General features: G+C 48.4%; 15 protein-coding genes. All 15 read left to right on the forward strand.

What is annotated here, in order from left to right:
• Positions 1–319: 319 nt before the first annotated feature.
• The 15 genes from I2H87_RS12195 (at position 320) to hpt (ending at position 15,728) form a co-directional block, all read left to right on the forward strand.
• Positions 320–1,324, forward strand: a complete 1,005-nt coding sequence (locus I2H87_RS12195; RefSeq protein WP_009267556.1) for a Gfo/Idh/MocA family protein — start codon at positions 320–322, stop codon at positions 1,322–1,324.
• Positions 1,325–1,563: 239 nt separating this feature from the next.
• On the forward strand, positions 1,564–2,955 hold the full coding sequence (asnS, locus tag I2H87_RS12200) for an asparagine--tRNA ligase (RefSeq protein WP_054704026.1): 1,392 nt from the start codon (positions 1,564–1,566) through the stop codon (positions 2,953–2,955).
• A gap of 231 nt (positions 2,956–3,186) precedes the next feature.
• On the forward strand, positions 3,187–4,245 hold the full coding sequence (locus I2H87_RS12205; RefSeq protein WP_022152038.1) for a metallophosphoesterase family protein: 1,059 nt from the start codon (positions 3,187–3,189) through the stop codon (positions 4,243–4,245).
• Complete coding sequence (locus I2H87_RS12210; RefSeq protein WP_330611584.1) at positions 4,188–5,870, forward strand: ATP-binding protein; 1,683 nt, start codon at positions 4,188–4,190, stop codon at positions 5,868–5,870. The genes I2H87_RS12205 and I2H87_RS12210 overlap by 58 nt, the downstream gene beginning before the upstream one ends.
• A 17-nt stretch (positions 5,871–5,887) precedes the next feature.
• The gene (locus tag I2H87_RS12215) at positions 5,888–7,222 is read left to right on the forward strand and encodes a CCA tRNA nucleotidyltransferase (RefSeq protein WP_009267552.1); all 1,335 of its coding nucleotides are present in this window, start codon (positions 5,888–5,890) and stop codon (positions 7,220–7,222) included.
• A gap of 66 nt (positions 7,223–7,288) precedes the next feature.
• A complete protein-coding gene (locus I2H87_RS12220) occupies positions 7,289–8,386 on the forward strand; it encodes a protein kinase family protein (protein WP_195610146.1) in 1,098 nt (365 codons plus the stop codon).
• A gap of 49 nt (positions 8,387–8,435) precedes the next feature.
• On the forward strand, positions 8,436–10,166 hold the full coding sequence (locus I2H87_RS12225) for a phospho-sugar mutase (protein WP_009267550.1): 1,731 nt from the start codon (positions 8,436–8,438) through the stop codon (positions 10,164–10,166).
• Between the two features lie 172 nt (positions 10,167–10,338).
• Complete coding sequence (locus I2H87_RS12230) at positions 10,339–10,614, forward strand: HU family DNA-binding protein (protein WP_009267549.1); 276 nt, start codon at positions 10,339–10,341, stop codon at positions 10,612–10,614.
• Between the two features lie 171 nt (positions 10,615–10,785).
• On the forward strand, positions 10,786–11,025 hold the full coding sequence (locus I2H87_RS12235) for an RNA-binding S4 domain-containing protein (protein ID WP_009267548.1): 240 nt from the start codon (positions 10,786–10,788) through the stop codon (positions 11,023–11,025).
• Positions 11,026–11,195: 170 nt separating this feature from the next.
• Positions 11,196–11,480: a sporulation protein YabP gene (gene yabP / locus I2H87_RS12240; protein ID WP_009267547.1), complete on the forward strand. Its 285-nt coding sequence runs from the start codon at positions 11,196–11,198 to the stop codon at positions 11,478–11,480.
• Positions 11,481–11,489: 9 nt separating this feature from the next.
• Positions 11,490–11,822, forward strand: a complete 333-nt coding sequence (yabQ, locus tag I2H87_RS12245) for a spore cortex biosynthesis protein YabQ (RefSeq protein WP_009267546.1) — start codon at positions 11,490–11,492, stop codon at positions 11,820–11,822.
• A 57-nt stretch (positions 11,823–11,879) separates the two neighbouring features.
• Positions 11,880–12,209 (forward strand): FtsB family cell division protein, encoded by a 330-nt coding sequence (locus tag I2H87_RS12250; protein ID WP_054704028.1) that lies wholly within the window; start codon positions 11,880–11,882, stop codon positions 12,207–12,209.
• Positions 12,210–12,325: 116 nt separating this feature from the next.
• Positions 12,326–13,723, forward strand: a complete 1,398-nt coding sequence (locus I2H87_RS12255; protein WP_195610147.1) for a SpoIIE family protein phosphatase — start codon at positions 12,326–12,328, stop codon at positions 13,721–13,723.
• Positions 13,724–13,828: 105 nt separating this feature from the next.
• On the forward strand, positions 13,829–15,208 hold the full coding sequence (gene tilS / locus I2H87_RS12260; protein ID WP_330611585.1) for a tRNA lysidine(34) synthetase TilS: 1,380 nt from the start codon (positions 13,829–13,831) through the stop codon (positions 15,206–15,208).
• A complete protein-coding gene (gene hpt / locus I2H87_RS12265) occupies positions 15,201–15,728 on the forward strand; it encodes a hypoxanthine phosphoribosyltransferase (RefSeq protein ID WP_009267542.1) in 528 nt (175 codons plus the stop codon). Before tilS ends, hpt begins: the two co-directional genes overlap by 8 nt.
• The last annotated feature ends 60 nt before the right edge of the window (positions 15,729–15,788 follow it).

The following is a 15,788-nucleotide window of genomic DNA, read 5'->3' on the forward strand; positions in this document are numbered from 1 at the left end:
TAAATTCCACTTTGTAAGATTTTTTTGAAAAAAGTGATTCTTCGGTTGTTTCCATATAGCAGAAAACAGTATTTATTGGTATAATCGGAACAAAAGGATAGAACGATTGATATACGGAAAGGTATCCCAAACAAATACTGGCTTAAAAGTGTTCACTTTGGGTAAGGAAAAGAAAATTTTAAATTTTTGATCGTTGAATCTGGAATATATTTATGGCTTCGGCGATCGCAGTGACGAGAAAAGGCGCGGCGGTTGCGGTTCCGACGCGGGAGGAGGTAGAGGGGAGATTGAAACAGTTATGTGAAAGGAGGAAAATAAAATGCCGATCAAACTTGGGATCGTAGGAACGAACTTTATCAGCGATCGTCTCTGGCATGCGGTACAGTACGTTCCGGAAGTTGAAGTGTGCGCAGTGTATTCCAGACATCAGGAGACAGGGGATGCATTTGCCGCGAAATACGGTATTACACAGGTGTATACAGATTATGAATTGTTTCTGGAGTCAGATCTGGATGCGGTTTATATTGCGACGCCGACTTATGCGCATTGTCCGCAGACATTAAAAGCGTTGGAGCATGGGAAGCATGTTCTTTGCGAGAAGATCATGGCGGTCAACGCAAATGAGGCTGAGCAGATGATCGAATGTGCGAAGAAAAATCAGGTGATTCTGTTGGAAGCGATGCGTCCGGCATTCGATCCGGCGTATCAGTTGATCATGGAAAATCTGCCGAAGATCGGAAAGCTGCGGCGCGTGACCCTGGAATATTGCCAGTATTCTTCCAGATATGATAAATTCCGGCAAGGAGAGATCCTCAACGCATTTCGTCCCGAGCTTGCAAACGGCGCGATCATGGACATTGGTGTTTATCCGATCTATATGCTTGTGCAGTTGTTTGGGATGCCGAAAGACATAAAATCATTTTCGACGAAGCTGGAAAATGGTTTTGAGGGAGACGGCATTGTGCTGATGCAGTATGAAGAAATGGTGGCGGAGGCTGTGTATTCAAAGATTACAGAATCTGTCAATCCATCCGTTTTCCTTGGGGAAGACGGCGCGATCGTTCTGGATCATGTCGGTGTTCCCGAAAAGATTGAAATTCGTTACAGAGACGGGCGCACGGAAGAAATCCCATATCAGACAACAGCGGAGAGAGAAGACGGACGTGGGGATAATATGCAGTTTGAGGTGGCGGGATTTGCATGTCTGATCCGGGAGAAGAACGTGGAGCATCCGTATCTTCAGCATACGCTCCATACACTTCAGATTGCAGATGAAGCAAGAAAGCAGAATGGGATTGTATTTGATGCGGATTTGGTGCTATAATAATAGTTACTGGGAATAAAGATACCAGACGGATTGTTCCGCATTTCATGCTCTCACAATCCGCCCCCTAATTCGGATATCGCGGGGCATAAGCCCCGCTTTTAACCTCATTAGGGGGGCGGGGCATAAAGGCATAAAAACACTTGTGTGCAAGCACATCGTGTTTTATGACCTTTTGCCCCTGGTATCATTGAACTTTCGTAGAAATCAGGAAGAAAGAGTTAAAGGAGAATTTCAAAATGGAACTAGTAACTGTGCGTGAATTATTTAAAAACAGAGAACAATATTTGGATCAGAAGATCACGGTCGGCGGCTGGATCCGCAGCATCCGTGATTCAAAGACATTTGGATTCATCGTGGTAAATGACGGATCTTATTTTGAGCCGCTTCAGATCGTTTACCATGATACGATGGACAACTTTCAGGAGATTTCCAAACAGAATGTGGGTGCGGCAATCGTTGTGACCGGAACACTTGTGGCAACGCCGCAGGCGAAACAGCCGTTTGAGATTCAGGCAGATGAAGTTGTGGTGGAAGGCGCTTCCGCACCGGATTATCCGCTTCAGAAGAAACGTCATAGTTTCGAATATCTCAGATCTATTTCGCATCTGCGTCCGAGAACCAATACATTTCAGGCAGTATTCCGCGTGCGCTCTCTGGCGGCATATGCGATCCACCGCTTTTTCCAGGAGAGGGGATTTGTGTATGTGCACACTCCGCTGATCACCGGAAGCGACTGCGAGGGTGCGGGAGAGATGTTCCGTGTAACGACGCTGGATATGGAGAATCTTCCGAAAAACGAAGACGGAAGCATCGATTACAGTCAGGATTTCTTTGGAAAAGAGACCAACCTGACGGTAAGCGGACAGTTGAACGGCGAGACCTATGCGCAGGCATTCCGCAGTATTTATACATTCGGTCCGACGTTCCGTGCAGAGAACTCTAACACGACACGTCATGCGGCCGAGTTCTGGATGATCGAGCCGGAGATCGCATTTGCGGATCTTGACGATAACATGGAGCTGGCGGAAGCAATGCTCAAATATGTGATCAGCTATGTGATGGAAGAGGCGCCGGAAGAGATGAACTTCTTCAACTCTTTTGTGGACAAGGGATTGATTGATCGCCTGAAAAATGTCGTAGAGTCTGATTTTGCAAGAGTGACTTATACGGAAGCAGTAGAACTTCTGGAGAAGAACAACGATAAATTTGAATATAAAGTACATTGGGGATGCGATCTGCAGACAGAGCATGAGCGTTATCTGACAGAAGAGATCTTCAAACGCCCGGTATTTGTAACCGATTATCCGAAAGAAATCAAAGCATTTTATATGAAACTGAACGATGACGGAAAGACCGTTGCGGCAGTCGATTGTCTTGTTCCGGGAATCGGAGAGATCATCGGAGGAAGCCAGAGAGAGGATGATTACGAGAAACTGCGCGGAAGAATGCAGGAGCTCGGACTCAACGAAGAAGAGTACGGATTCTATCTGGATCTGCGCAAATATGGTTCCACACGTCATGCAGGATTCGGACTTGGATTTGAGCGCTGCGTGATGTATTTGACAGGAATGTCCAACATCCGTGACGTGATCCCGTTCCCGAGAACTGTAAACAACTGCGAGTTATAAGATACCGAACAGACAACGAACGCAAAGAGGGATACAGGCGGGAAGTGCAAAGAGTGAATTGGGCGAGGGTACTTCAAAGGCGGAATGCTGCTTTTGGAGTGCCCCGTTTCTTTTTTGGGGTGTCATGCACGCATTAAAGTCCGGAGGACGGTTTCATGTCAGTGGACAAGGCGTTTTTGTTTTTCCATGATCCGCCGCCGTTGGAGTATGTTCATAAAAGGGGAGTGAAACATGAGATTTATTCATATTGCAGACGTACATCTGGGAGCGGAACCGGAGGCGGGAACGGCATACAGTAAGAGACGACCGGATGAATTATGGGAGACCTTTTCCGAGGTGGTATCATTGTGTGAGCAGGAACAGACAGATCTGCTTCTGATCGCGGGGGATCTGTTCCACCGTCAGCCGCTGCTCCGGGAATTGAAAGAAGTGGATTATTTATTTTCAAAACTGACGCATACGGAAGTGGTTCTGATCGCAGGAAATCATGATCATATCCGAAAAGATTCGTATTATCGTACATTTTCATGGAGTGAAAATGTACATCCGCTGTTTGGAAACAGACCTCAGTATCTTGTGCTGGAACATCTGGACACGGCGGTTTACGGATTCAGCTATGAGGCGAAAGAGATTTTGGAACCGCGTTATGACGGACTTTGTGCGCAAAAAAAAGCGGGGATTGAGATACTGCTTGCACATGGAGGGGATGAGAAGCATATTCCGATCAATGGAAATGCACTTAAACGAAGCGGGTTTGATTATGTGGCGCTGGGACATATCCACAAGCCGCAGATTGTCGTCAAAGGGATGGCGGCATATGCGGGCGCGTTGGAGCCGACCGATAAAAATGATACCGGAAAACATGGGTTTATCCGTGGAGAGATCCGGGGCGGAGAGACGAGGATTTCTTTTGTACCGTTTGCAAAGCGGGAATATCTGCATCTTGCGCTGAATGTGGACAAAATGATGACGGCGCGGAGCGTGATGGACCGGATTTTGGAAATGATAAAAGAGAGGGGAGCGGAAAACCTTTATAAATTTACTTTGAAAGGTTTTCGTGACCCGGAGCTTATCTTTGAACGGGAATGGGACGAAGTTTCAGGCAATATTCTGGAAATTGTGGACGAGACGGTTCCGGCATATGATTTTCGGAAGATCCGCGAGGAAAACCGGAGCAATCTGATCGGGCGGTACATCGAATCTTTTGAGGACTGCGTGCCGGAGAGTATTGAGTGGCAGGCGTTGTGCGAGGGCGTACAGGCGTTGATGGAAAGCAGGGGTGGAATGTGATGAGGATCAGGGAACTGCATTTGATGAATTTCGGAAAATTCACAGACACCCATATTTACTTTCCGGGGCAGCTTCATGTGATCTTCGGAGAAAATGAATACGGAAAATCGACGATCTATGCGTTTATCAAAGCCATGCTGTTCGGATTGGAGAGAGGGAAAGGACGAGCTGCAAAGAATGATACATTTTCACGTTATGAGCCTTGGGAGAATCCGAATTATTATGCGGGGATGATGCGGTTCACATGCGGTGGACGTAATTTTCGTCTGGAACGGCATTTTGACAGATATCATAAATCTGCAGAACTCATTTGCGAGGACGACGGAGAAGAGCTGTCGGTTGAAAATGGCGATCTGGAGATGCTTCTGGGCGGGATCGGCGAAGCAAGTTTTGAAAATACGGCGGCGATCGGTCGTTTAAGCGCTAAGCCGGGACAGGATCTGGCGGCAGAACTGAAAAATTTTGCGGCAAATTATTATGAGACCGGAAGTGGTGAGATCGATCTTTCCGGGGCGTTGGAGCGTCTGAAGATCCGGGCGCGGGAAGTACAGAGGGAGCAGAAGAAACTTCAGGAAGCGCGGGAACAGAAGATAAGGAAGACGGAAGACCGGATCGGTTATGTGGAAGACGAGACGGAACGTCTGCAAAAAGAGATTGCGGATGCACGGGAGCATCTGGCGGCAGAAGAAGAGAAACGAAGAGCGGCGGTTTACCGGGCAGAGCAGGAAAAAAACACACAGCAGAGGGAAGATCCGCGGAGCAGGGAACGGCAGATGGCTGAGCAGAAGAGAACTGCACGGCAGAGAACGGCGAAACGGGCAGGCAGCATTCTGGCGCTGCTCGGGATCCTGCTTCTTCTCAGCGGATGGATGCTGCACTTTCCGACGGCTGTGATCGGGGCGGCTGTCGGTATTTTTGCGGGCGGGATCGGCTGTCTGTTGTGGGGGTATCTTTCTTTGGGGTGTCCATCTGATGCGTGGGAACGCACCTATCCGAAAGCGGCGGAGCAGAAAACGGAAGAGCAGAAAGAGCCAGACCGGGATGCGGCAGACAGAGAAGCGTTGGAAGAGCGCGTGTATAAATTAAAATGGAAGATCGAGCAGAAACAAAGCGACCTGAAAGAGAAACAGGTTTTGAAAAATAATCTGGAGGAGCAGCTTCGGGAAGAGGAAATGCGCTCGTCTGCGGAGAAAAAGCTGGATCGTACATTGGATGCATTGGAACTTGCGGGCGAACATCTGAAAGATGCGGCACATGGAATGAGCGACCGGTTCGGCGAGCAGCTGAACAGACATGCGTCGGAGATCTTAAGTGAGATCACCGACGGGAAGTATGGCAGACTGTTTGTGGAAGATGGTTTGGAACTGTCAGTGTACAGTGAGGGAAAACGGCTTCCGGCAGAGCGTTTAAGCCGCGGGACGATCGAACAGATCTATTTTTCCCTGCGGATGGCTGCGCTGGATCTGATGTATGAGGAAGAAATCCCGCTTATTTTGGACGATGCATTTTCCAGTTACGACGAAAAAAGATTAAAATCTGCGCTGAAATGGTTGAGCAGACAACCAAGACAGGTTATAATATTTAGTTGCCAAAAACGAGAAGAAGAAATCATCAAAATGTTCTGAGGAAAGGAAGAAAACAGATGAAGATCACGCTGCCGGCAAAAGTGACGGAAATTATTGAAAATTTGCAGATGCACGGATATGAAGCATATGCCGTGGGTGGATGCGTCCGGGATTCCATTCTCGCAAAACGTCCGGAAGACTGGGACATTACGACTTCCGCAAAGCCGGAAGAGATAAAAAAGCTGTTCCGCAGGACGGTCGATACCGGGATTGAGCATGGAACGGTGACTGTACTTTTGGGAAAAGACAGTTTTGAGGTGACAACGTACCGGATCGACGGACTTTATGAAGACGGCCGGCATCCGAAAGAGGTTGTCTTTACGAATAAATTAGAAGAAGATCTGCGGCGCAGGGATTTCACGATCAATGCGATGGCGTATAACGATGAAGTGCGGCTTGTCGATGTATTCGGCGGGATGAAAGATCTGAATCACCATCTGATCCGCTGTGTCGGAGACCCGATGGAACGTTTTTCGGAAGATGCGCTCCGGATTCTGCGTGCAGTACGTTTCTCCGCGCAGCTTGCGTTTCCGATCGAGCCGGAGACGGCGGAAGCGATCCGGAAACTTGCGCCGACTTTGGAACGGATCAGTGCGGAGCGTATCCAGACGGAACTGGTGAAATTGCTCGTATCCGCTCATCCGGAACGGATTCAGGATGCGTATGAACTGGGGATCACAAAAGTGATCCTGCCGGAATGGGATGCAATGGTCGGCGTGGCGCAGAATACGCCGCATCACAAATATGACGTGGCGGAACATACGCTGCATGCGATCAAGAGCGTCAAGAGGGATAAGATCCTCAGACTTACGATGTTGTTCCATGATATGGGAAAACCGGCGATGAAGACGACCGATGAAAAGGGACGGGATCATTTTAAAGGGCATGCGCTCGTAAGTGAAGAACTTGCGCGCTCCGTGATGCGCCGTCTGAAATTTGACAACGATACGATCAAAAAGGTGACGAAGCTGGTCTGCTATCACGATTACCGGATCGAAGCGACGCCACAGAATGTGCGCCGCGCAATGAACCGGATCGGAGTGGACTTGTTCCCGTATTATCTCGCCGTGCGTATGGCGGATGTCAAAGCACAGAGTCCGTACCGTAAAAAAGAGAAGATCGAGAATATCATCGAGATGCGGGAGATTTATCAGGAAACATTGATCAGCGGACATTGCGTGAACCTGCGCGGTCTGGCAGTTACCGGAAAAGATCTGATGCAGCTCGGCATGGAGCCCGGACGGAAACTCGGCAGTATGCTGAACGAACTGCTGGAATGGGTCATCGACGAACCGGAATGCAATAAGAAAGAACTTTTGTGTGAATATGTAAAAGAAAGATTAGGGCTTTAGCATACTTTGGCTGCCCGCCTCATAGATTGAAAAGAGTTAAGAATCGTAGAAATGCAGGGGGCAGCCATGAGAGAGTATGAATTGGAAATTTTAAATCAGTATGACATTGAGATAATCAGCACCCGCAAAGTAAGGGGTGCGTTTTTTTGCGAAACAAACGAGGGATTGATGCTGCTGAAAGAGGCAGGCATCTCCGACGGGCGTGCGCTTCTGCTGTATCAGTTACTTCGTCAACTTTCGGGGAGCGGGTATGAAAATGTGGATCTTCCGATATTTACAAAAGAACAGGAGCTGATCAGTACGTCGAGGGACGGAACACGTTATATGCTGAAACATTGGTTCGGCGGTCGGGAATGTGATGTTCGCAGGGAGGGGGATGTACTGGAAGCTGTACGGAATCTGAGTCTGCTCCATCAAAAGATGCGCTGGGAACCGGATCCGGAAGATGACGCTGCAGATCCGGCAACGGGAGAAGCTTTGTGTGAAGACGGGACGCAGGCAGCAGAAAACGTGAAGATGCCGCCGGCAGGAAGACATTTGAGAGAAGAATTTTTATGTCATACAAGAGAGTTGAAAAAAGTGCGTGCGTTTATCCGGAAGCGGAGAAATAAAGGAAAGTTTGAAGCACTGTTCTTACAACATTTTGAAAAAATGATCCGGCTGGCGACGCGGGCGGCGGAGCAGCTGGAAACTTCCGGATATGAAACGTTATACGAGCAGAGTATCTGCGGGAAACGACTGGTCCACGGGGATTATAATTATCACAATGTATTGATGCCGGCGGGCGTACACGGAACGTCAGACGGATGGGGATGCAGGGAACGGGTCGCGACAACGGGCTTTGAGCATTTCCGGATGGATGTGCAGGTGCTGGATCTGTATTATTTTCTGCGGAAAGTCATGGAGAAACATCACTGGGATGTAAAATTCGGCGATGCGATGCTGGAAATGTACAGCCGGATCCGTCCGCTCAGTCAGGCGGAGATCGAATATATTTCGCTGAAACTGATCTATCCGGAGAAATTCTGGAAAGTTGCAAATGCCTACTACCAATCCAATAAAGCGTGGATTCCGGAGAAAAGTGTGGAGAAGCTGGAAACGGCGATCCGGCAGACCGAAGAAAAAATGCGGTTTGTTGAGCAGATATTTGCTTTTCATTTGTGAATGCCTGTTGTATAATGGAAACATACTATTTTGGCAGGAGGTATACACAATGGAATACAAAGAACGATATGAAGAATGGCTCTCCAATCCTTATTTTGACACGGCGACAAAGGCAGAGTTAGAGAGTATCAAAGATGACGAGAACGAGATCAAAGAGCGTTTTTATACAGACCTTGAGTTTGGAACGGCCGGTCTTCGCGGGATCATCGGAGCAGGAACGAACCGGATGAACATTTACACGGTGCGGAAAGCAACGCAGGGACTTGCCAATTATATCCACAAAAGCGGCAACGCACAGAAAGGCGTGGCAGTCGCTTATGATTCCCGCCGGATGTCTCCGGAATTTGCAGACGAGGCGGCGCTTTGTCTGGCGGCAAACGGGATCAAAGCCTATGTGTTTGAATCTCTGAGACCGACGCCGGAACTTTCTTATGCCGTGAGAAAGCTTGGCTGTATCGCCGGGATCAATATCACCGCAAGTCACAATCCACCGGAGTATAACGGATACAAAGTATACTGGGAGGACGGCGCGCAGATCACACCGCCGCATGATAAGGGGATCATGGACGATGTCAAGGCGATCGAAGATTACACGACGATGAAGACGATGTCTCTTGACGCGGCAAAAGAAGCGGGACTGTACGAGACGATCGGAGCAGAGATCGACGACGCGTATATTGCGGAACTGAAAACACAGGTGCTTCATCAGGATGCGATCGATGCAGTCGGAAAAGATCTGAAGATCGTGTACACACCGCTTCACGGAACCGGCAATATCCCGGCGCGTCGTATTTTGAAAGAACTTGGTTTTGAGAATGTATACGTTGTCAAAGAACAGGAACTGCCGGACGGCGAATTCCCGACTGTTTCCTATCCGAACCCGGAAGCGGCGGAAGCATTCGATCTTGGTCTGAAGCTGGCGAAAGAAGTGGATGCGGATATCGTGCTGGCGACAGATCCGGATGCAGATCGTCTCGGCGTTCGTGTGAAAGACAAAGACGGAGAATATCATACATTGACAGGAAATATGTCCGGCTGCCTGCTGGCGGATTATGAGATCGGACAGAGAAAAGCGCTGAAAGGACTGCCGGATGACGGATATCTGATCAAGACGATCGTGACGTCCAACATGGCGGATGCGATCGCGAAGTATTACAACGCAGGATTGATCGAGTGTCTGACCGGATTTAAGTATATCGGACAGCAGATCCTTGGATTTGAGACGACCGGAAAAGGAAACTACCTGTTCGGATTTGAGGAAAGCTACGGCTGCCTGATCGGAACACATGCGCGCGACAAAGATGCGATCGTGGCAACGATGGCGTTGTGCGAAGCCGCAGCTTACTATAAGACAAAAGGCATGAACCTTTGGGATGCGATGATCGAACTCTATGAGCGTTACGGATATTACAAAGACGATATCCAGTCCATCACGTTAAAGGGAATCGAGGGACTTGCAAAGATTCAGGAGATTCTGGAGACGCTGCGTAAAAATCCTCCGGCAGAGATCGCAGGATATAAAGTGCTGAAAGCAAGGGACTACAAGACCGACGAGATCAAAGATATGGAGACGGGAGAAGTGACCGGAACAGGTCTTCCGAATTCCAACGTCCTTTATTACGATCTGACAGACGACGCATGGCTGTGCGTAAGACCGTCCGGTACAGAACCGAAAGTCAAATTCTATTACGGCGTAAAGGGAACTTCTCTGGAGGATGCCGACGCGAAATCTGCCGATATGGGGAAAGAAGTCCTCGCGATGATCGACCGGATGATGTAGAATCTGCTCAGAAACCGCTAAAAACCGCTGAAAACGTGGAAATATCTTGACAAAGATATATGAAACAGGTATAACAGTATTTAAAGGTAAAGTCATGCCGTACGCAAGGACATGCCTTTATGAATGAGTCAGAATATGAATATTCTACTACAATAAAGAGGAGGATTTATCCATGAACAAGACAGAGTTTATCGCAGCAGTAGCAGAGAATGCAGACATCTCTAAAAAGGACGCAGAGAAAGCGATCAAGGCTTTCGCTGATGTAGTTACAGAAGAATTGAAGAAGGGTGAGAAAGTTCAGCTCGTTGGATTCGGAACATTCGAAGTTTCCGAGAGAGCTGCAAGAGAGGGAAGAAACCCGCAGACAGGCAAGACTATGAAGATTGCTGCATGCAAAGCTCCGAAGTTCAAAGCAGGAAAAGCATTGAAAGATGCTGTAAACGAGTAATCAGAGATTATCAGAACGGAAGATAAACAAAAGCAGGGGACTTGCCCCTGCTTTTCTTTTAACATAGGCAGCGCTTTTCCGGCGGATAGCGGGCGGAAATATACAGGCAGACATATCCGGAAAAAGGAAAACGGATATAGGAATCAGAAGAAACAGGAGGAAAGAAGAATCATGAGACTGGATAAGTTTTTAAAAGTGTCCCGGCTGATCAAACGGAGAACGGTAGCCAATGAAGCATGTGACGCAGGACGGGTGTTGGTCAACGGCAAACCGGCGAAAGCGTCCGTGAAAGTGAAGATCGGCGATGTGATCGAAATTCAGTTCGGAACAAAGACGGTAAAAGTGGAAGTTCTGGATCTGCAGGACACGACCAAAAAAGAAGAAGCGAAAGATCTGTTCCGCTATTTATAAGCTACATAGCGTCAGTGTACACAGGGAAATCCGCGGCAAAGGGAAATACGCGTTATGGGATTTGCGCTTCGTCGACCGTTTTCCCCATGTACACCGACACCGGAGATAACATAAAACCGGATCTCCCGTCATATACATAGGAAAGGTATGAAAACAAAGGGGGATTTGGGATGGAAGAGCGGCAGATTGCGAAGACGCACAAATTGGTGATCAATAATAGAAAGACAAGTATGGTGACAGGGGTGCTGGATGTACTTTCGTTTGATCTGAACGAGATTTTGCTGGAGACGGAGCAGGGAATGCTGATGGTAAAAGGCACGGATCTGCATGTGAACCGGCTCAGTGTGGAGAAAGGGGAAGTTGATCTGTCGGGAAATATCGACAGCATAGCCTATTCCAATACAAGTCAGGTCAATCGTTCCAACGATAATTTTTTTGCAAAATTATTCCGGTAGGCGATGGGGATGATGCTTGGAATCGGAAAAGAGGCGAGTATATTCCTCTACGCAGTCCTGACCGGAGTGGTGACATTTTCCGCCTATCAGATCCTTGTCCTTTTTAGAAAATTGATCCCGCACCACATCGCAGCGGTCAATGCGGAAGATTTTTTGTATTGGCTCGGAATCAGCGCCTACATATTTCGGCAAATGTATCAGACAACATATGGAAGTATACGCTGGTTTTTCGTGCTTGGTGTCGCAGTTGGAAATATCCTGGCATATTTTATCAAAATTTTCTTGAAAAAAACAATGTCAAAATGGAAGAAAGCCCTTGAAAAACGAAGACAAAACCGATAGAATGAAAGTTATAGGCAGGGGAACCTATGAATGGATTGATAAGTTGGGTGAGTACAGATGGATCGTAGGAAAAACGAAACGAGGCGGAAGAAGCGTAAGAGTTCCGTGTTTGGACAGCATAGGCGGAGCGTGCTGATCGTATGCTCGATTTTAGTCATGCTGACGGGCGTGTTGTCGGTGAATGCAGTGAGCCTGTATGGAAAGAAGCGGCTTTACAGCCAGCAGGAAGCGGAGCTTCGCGCGCAGATATCGGAAGAGCAGGCGCGTGCGGAGGAAGTGAAAGCATATGAAGAATATGTCAAGACAGACGAGTATATCAAAGATGTCGCAGAAGAAAAGCTGGGACTGGTAGACCCGAACGAGATCATATTTAAACCCGCAGAATAGAGCGGGCGTTACGAAAGAGAAACTCTGGGAGAAATTCCCGGAGTTTTTTTATTGAGCAGGATACATCCTGACCAATAAAAAACACAACCGAAAATCGGGACGGGAGGAGTCGGAAAATGGATGTGGGACAAGTATTACATACCAGCCCGTATGTGACACAGATCGAGAAGCTTGCGGATTCGATGAAGCAGCTTACAAACACATTTCTCAGGATGGAAGAAAAGAAGAAAGCGTTTACCGAAGATGAAGTCGAGCGGATGTTTGACTGTGTGAAAGAAAAGGTATGCAGACAATGTGAAAAATGTTCCTGGTGCTGGGGAGAAAATTTTGTGCGGACGTATCAGATGGGATATGAGATCCTTTCTGCAGTAGATCGGTATGGAAATGAACTGAATACTGAGACAAAACGACGGCTGCAGCAGTGCTGTGTCAAAGCGCCGCGTTTTCTGCGGGAAATACTGGAAGCATTTCATGAGGCAAGGCAGAATATGATGTGGGTGAACCGTATTGCCCAGAGCCGGGAGGGCTGCGCGTTGCAGATGGACACGTTTGCAGATCTGATCCGGATTTCCGCAAAAGAGTTGGAGGACAGTATGTTTACCGACGAACGGCTGTCGAAAAGGATCACGGCGAATCTGAAACGGCGCGGCGTGCGGGTTCTGAACACCAATTTCTTTATGAACAAAGAGGGAAAGTATGAGGTGCATGTCACTGCCCGCTCGTTGAAAGAACAGTATGTGACAGTGAAAGAAGTAGCAAAAGAAGTTTCCTCGGCAATGGGGCGGAGGCTCGTGCCGGAGGGAACCCAGTCGCAAATGCTCGGGAAAGAGTATGCGACGGTGATCTGTCTGGAGGGACCGCGCTATTATACGCTGCATGGCGTGGCGAGGATCGGGAAAGGCAGCAGTCAGATCTCCGGGGACAATTTTATGATGGCAAATCTTCAGGGTGGCAGGCAGAGCGCGGCGCTCTCCGACGGAATGGGATCGGGCGTGCGGGCATGCAGGGAGAGTACCAGAGTGATCGAACTTCTGGAAGAACTGCTGGAAGCAGGATTTCCGGAAAAGGCGGCGATCCAGATGATCAACACGACGCTTGTACTGGGGCGTGAGGAAATCCATTATTCTACGGTGGATCTCAGTGTCTTCGATCTGTATACCGGGGAATGTGAATTTATTAAGGCGGGGGCTTCGGCTACATTTATCAAGCGAAAAGATAAAGTAGAACATTTAAGTTCCACAAGTCTTCCGATCGGAGTGGTACACAAGCTGGAACTCGATTCCGTCAAACGAACGTTGAAAGACGGCGATTTTGTGATCATGGTGACGGATGGGGTGATGGATGCGCTGCCGACCGGAGAACAGGATGTGCTGCTGGAAACGATCATTCAGGGAACGTCGATGATCAACCCGAAAGAGTTTGCAAATCACATTTTACAACAGGTACAGAATTGGAGTGAAGAACCGCCGCAGGATGATATGACGGTTCTGGTGATCGGAGTATGGGAAAAATGAACGCACATCTTGCAATTTCTTACAAAGTTGCGTTATAGTTTACATATGAAAACGATAAAAGCATATATTCAAAAATATCATATGATCGAAAGCGGAGACAGGATTGTGGCAGGTATATCGGGAGGTGCAGATTCGGTATGCCTGTTTTTCGTGCTTCTGGAGCTCCAAAAAGAAATGGATTTTGCATTTTATGCGGTACACATCAACCACGGATACCGCGGGGAGGCATCCGACCGGGATGAACAGTTTGTCCGTGATCTCTGTGAAAAATATGGCGTGCCGCTGCAGGTTTTTTCGGTGGATCTGGAATCAACGGCAAAAAAGAGGAAACAATCTCTGGAGGAAGCAGGGCGGGAGATCCGCAGGGGATTGTTTGAAAAGGAAATGCAGAGCAGGAACGCCTGCAAAATCGCGCTGGCGCACCATGAAAATGACAATGCCGAGACATTTTTGTGGAATCTGTGCCGCGGATGCGGACTGCATGGATTGGGCGGGATCCGTCCGGTCAACGGCGTCTATATCCGTCCGCTTCTCGGAATGACGCGGGGAGAAATCGAAATATTTCTTCAAAAACGGCAGCAGCCTTATTGTACGGACGCGACGAATCTGGAAACCGACTATACGCGGAACAAACTGCGGCATCTCGTGCTTCCGGTGCTGGAGGAGCAGATCAACCGGCAGACGATCCGGCATATGAATACGACGATGGAGGAACTCCGGGAGCTGGACGATTATGTGGAGATGCAGGTCGAAGCAGCGTATCGGGTGTGTGTGGAAAAAGAATCGGACGAAATCTGTCTGATCCGGAAAGAGCCGCTTTCGCAGTATCCGGAATTGCTGCAGAACAAGGTGATCTTCCGATGCCTGACAGAAACCGCGGCAACGCAGAAAAATCTGGGGCGTGTGCATGTGGAAGATGTGCGTGCGTTGTTGGAAAAACAGCCCGGACGCTGTCTGGATCTTCCGGCGCGCGTGCGCGCAGTGCGCGAGTACGAGGGCGTACGCCTGAAAAAAATCCGGTACGAAGAAGAACAGCCTGTAAAAGAACGGCGCGCGGAACAAACTACAGTTTGTCTGACAATTCCGGGAACAACGGTTCTGCCGGAACAAAATCTGAAAGTGACCTGCCGGATCCTGGAAAAAAATCCGTTGTCGGAGGGGACAGATATTCCGCAAAAAACCTACACGAAATGGTTTGACTATGATATAATAAAAAAGTGTCTGCATATCAGGACGCGTCAAAGCGGCGACTGGATCACCGTGGACGGTGCAGGACACCGGCAGAAATTGAAGTCCTGGTTTGTAAATGAGAAAATCCCGTACAAACAACGGGAAGAAATCCCACTGATCGCAGAGGGGAACCAGATCGTATGGATCCTGGGATACCGGATGGGCAGTGCATACCGGATCAGCAGTGAAACGAAGAGGATCCTGCAGATCGATGTAGAGAAAATGAAGTCAACGGAGGAAAAGAAAAATGGCTGAAACAATACGCGTATTGGTATCGGAAGAAGATGTAGACAAAAGAATTATGGAGCTCGGAAAGAAAATAAGCGAAGACTATGCCGGCAAACAGGTACATTTGATCTGTGTGCTGAAAGGCGGCGTGTTCTTTATGTGCGAACTGGCAAAACGGATCACCGTGCCGGTTTCTATGGATTTTATGTGTGTCAGCAGTTATGGTGACGGAACCACCTCCAGCGGAGTCGTTCGGATCGCGAAAGATCTGGATGAAGCGATCGAGGGGAAAGACGTATTGATCGTGGAGGACATCATTGATTCGGGAAGAACGTTATATTACCTGATCGACATTTTGAAAAAACGCAATCCGAAGAGCATCCATCTGTGTACACTGCTGGATAAGCCGGAGCGCAGAGAGCGTGATGTGAAAGTAGATTATGTGGGATTCGAGATCCCGGATGAGTTCGTAGTCGGCTATGGTCTGGACTACGCACAGAAATACAGAAATCTTCCATACATCGGAGTGGTGGAAGGTCTGGAATAGGAAGGAGTATCAGGCTTTGAATAAAGACAGCAAAAACAGGGGATTTAACGGTGTTCCGTT

Source organism: Mediterraneibacter glycyrrhizinilyticus (genome assembly GCF_015560805.1).
Taxonomy (GTDB): Bacteria; Bacillota; Clostridia; order Lachnospirales; family Lachnospiraceae; genus Schaedlerella; species Schaedlerella glycyrrhizinilytica_A.

What these genes read in the sequence shown, in the direction of transcription:
- I2H87_RS12195 (WP_009267556.1), top strand. Translation starts at nt 320, where the DNA reads ATGCCGATCAAACTTGGGATCGTAGGAACGAACTTTATCAGCGATCGT.
- asnS (WP_054704026.1), top strand. Translation starts at nt 1,564, where the DNA reads ATGGAACTAGTAACTGTGCGTGAATTATTTAAAAACAGAGAACAATAT.
- I2H87_RS12205 (WP_022152038.1), top strand. Translation starts at nt 3,187, where the DNA reads ATGAGATTTATTCATATTGCAGACGTACATCTGGGAGCGGAACCGGAG.
- I2H87_RS12215 (WP_009267552.1), top strand. Translation starts at nt 5,888, where the DNA reads ATGAAGATCACGCTGCCGGCAAAAGTGACGGAAATTATTGAAAATTTG.
- I2H87_RS12220 (WP_195610146.1), top strand. Translation starts at nt 7,289, where the DNA reads ATGAGAGAGTATGAATTGGAAATTTTAAATCAGTATGACATTGAGATA.
- I2H87_RS12225 (WP_009267550.1), top strand. Translation starts at nt 8,436, where the DNA reads ATGGAATACAAAGAACGATATGAAGAATGGCTCTCCAATCCTTATTTT.
- I2H87_RS12230 (WP_009267549.1), top strand. Translation starts at nt 10,339, where the DNA reads ATGAACAAGACAGAGTTTATCGCAGCAGTAGCAGAGAATGCAGACATC.
- I2H87_RS12235 (WP_009267548.1), top strand. Translation starts at nt 10,786, where the DNA reads ATGAGACTGGATAAGTTTTTAAAAGTGTCCCGGCTGATCAAACGGAGA.
- yabP (WP_009267547.1), top strand. Translation starts at nt 11,196, where the DNA reads ATGGAAGAGCGGCAGATTGCGAAGACGCACAAATTGGTGATCAATAAT.
- yabQ (WP_009267546.1), top strand. Translation starts at nt 11,490, where the DNA reads ATGATGCTTGGAATCGGAAAAGAGGCGAGTATATTCCTCTACGCAGTC.
- I2H87_RS12250 (WP_054704028.1), top strand. Translation starts at nt 11,880, where the DNA reads ATGGATCGTAGGAAAAACGAAACGAGGCGGAAGAAGCGTAAGAGTTCC.
- I2H87_RS12255 (WP_195610147.1), top strand. Translation starts at nt 12,326, where the DNA reads ATGGATGTGGGACAAGTATTACATACCAGCCCGTATGTGACACAGATC.
- hpt (WP_009267542.1), top strand. Translation starts at nt 15,201, where the DNA reads ATGGCTGAAACAATACGCGTATTGGTATCGGAAGAAGATGTAGACAAA.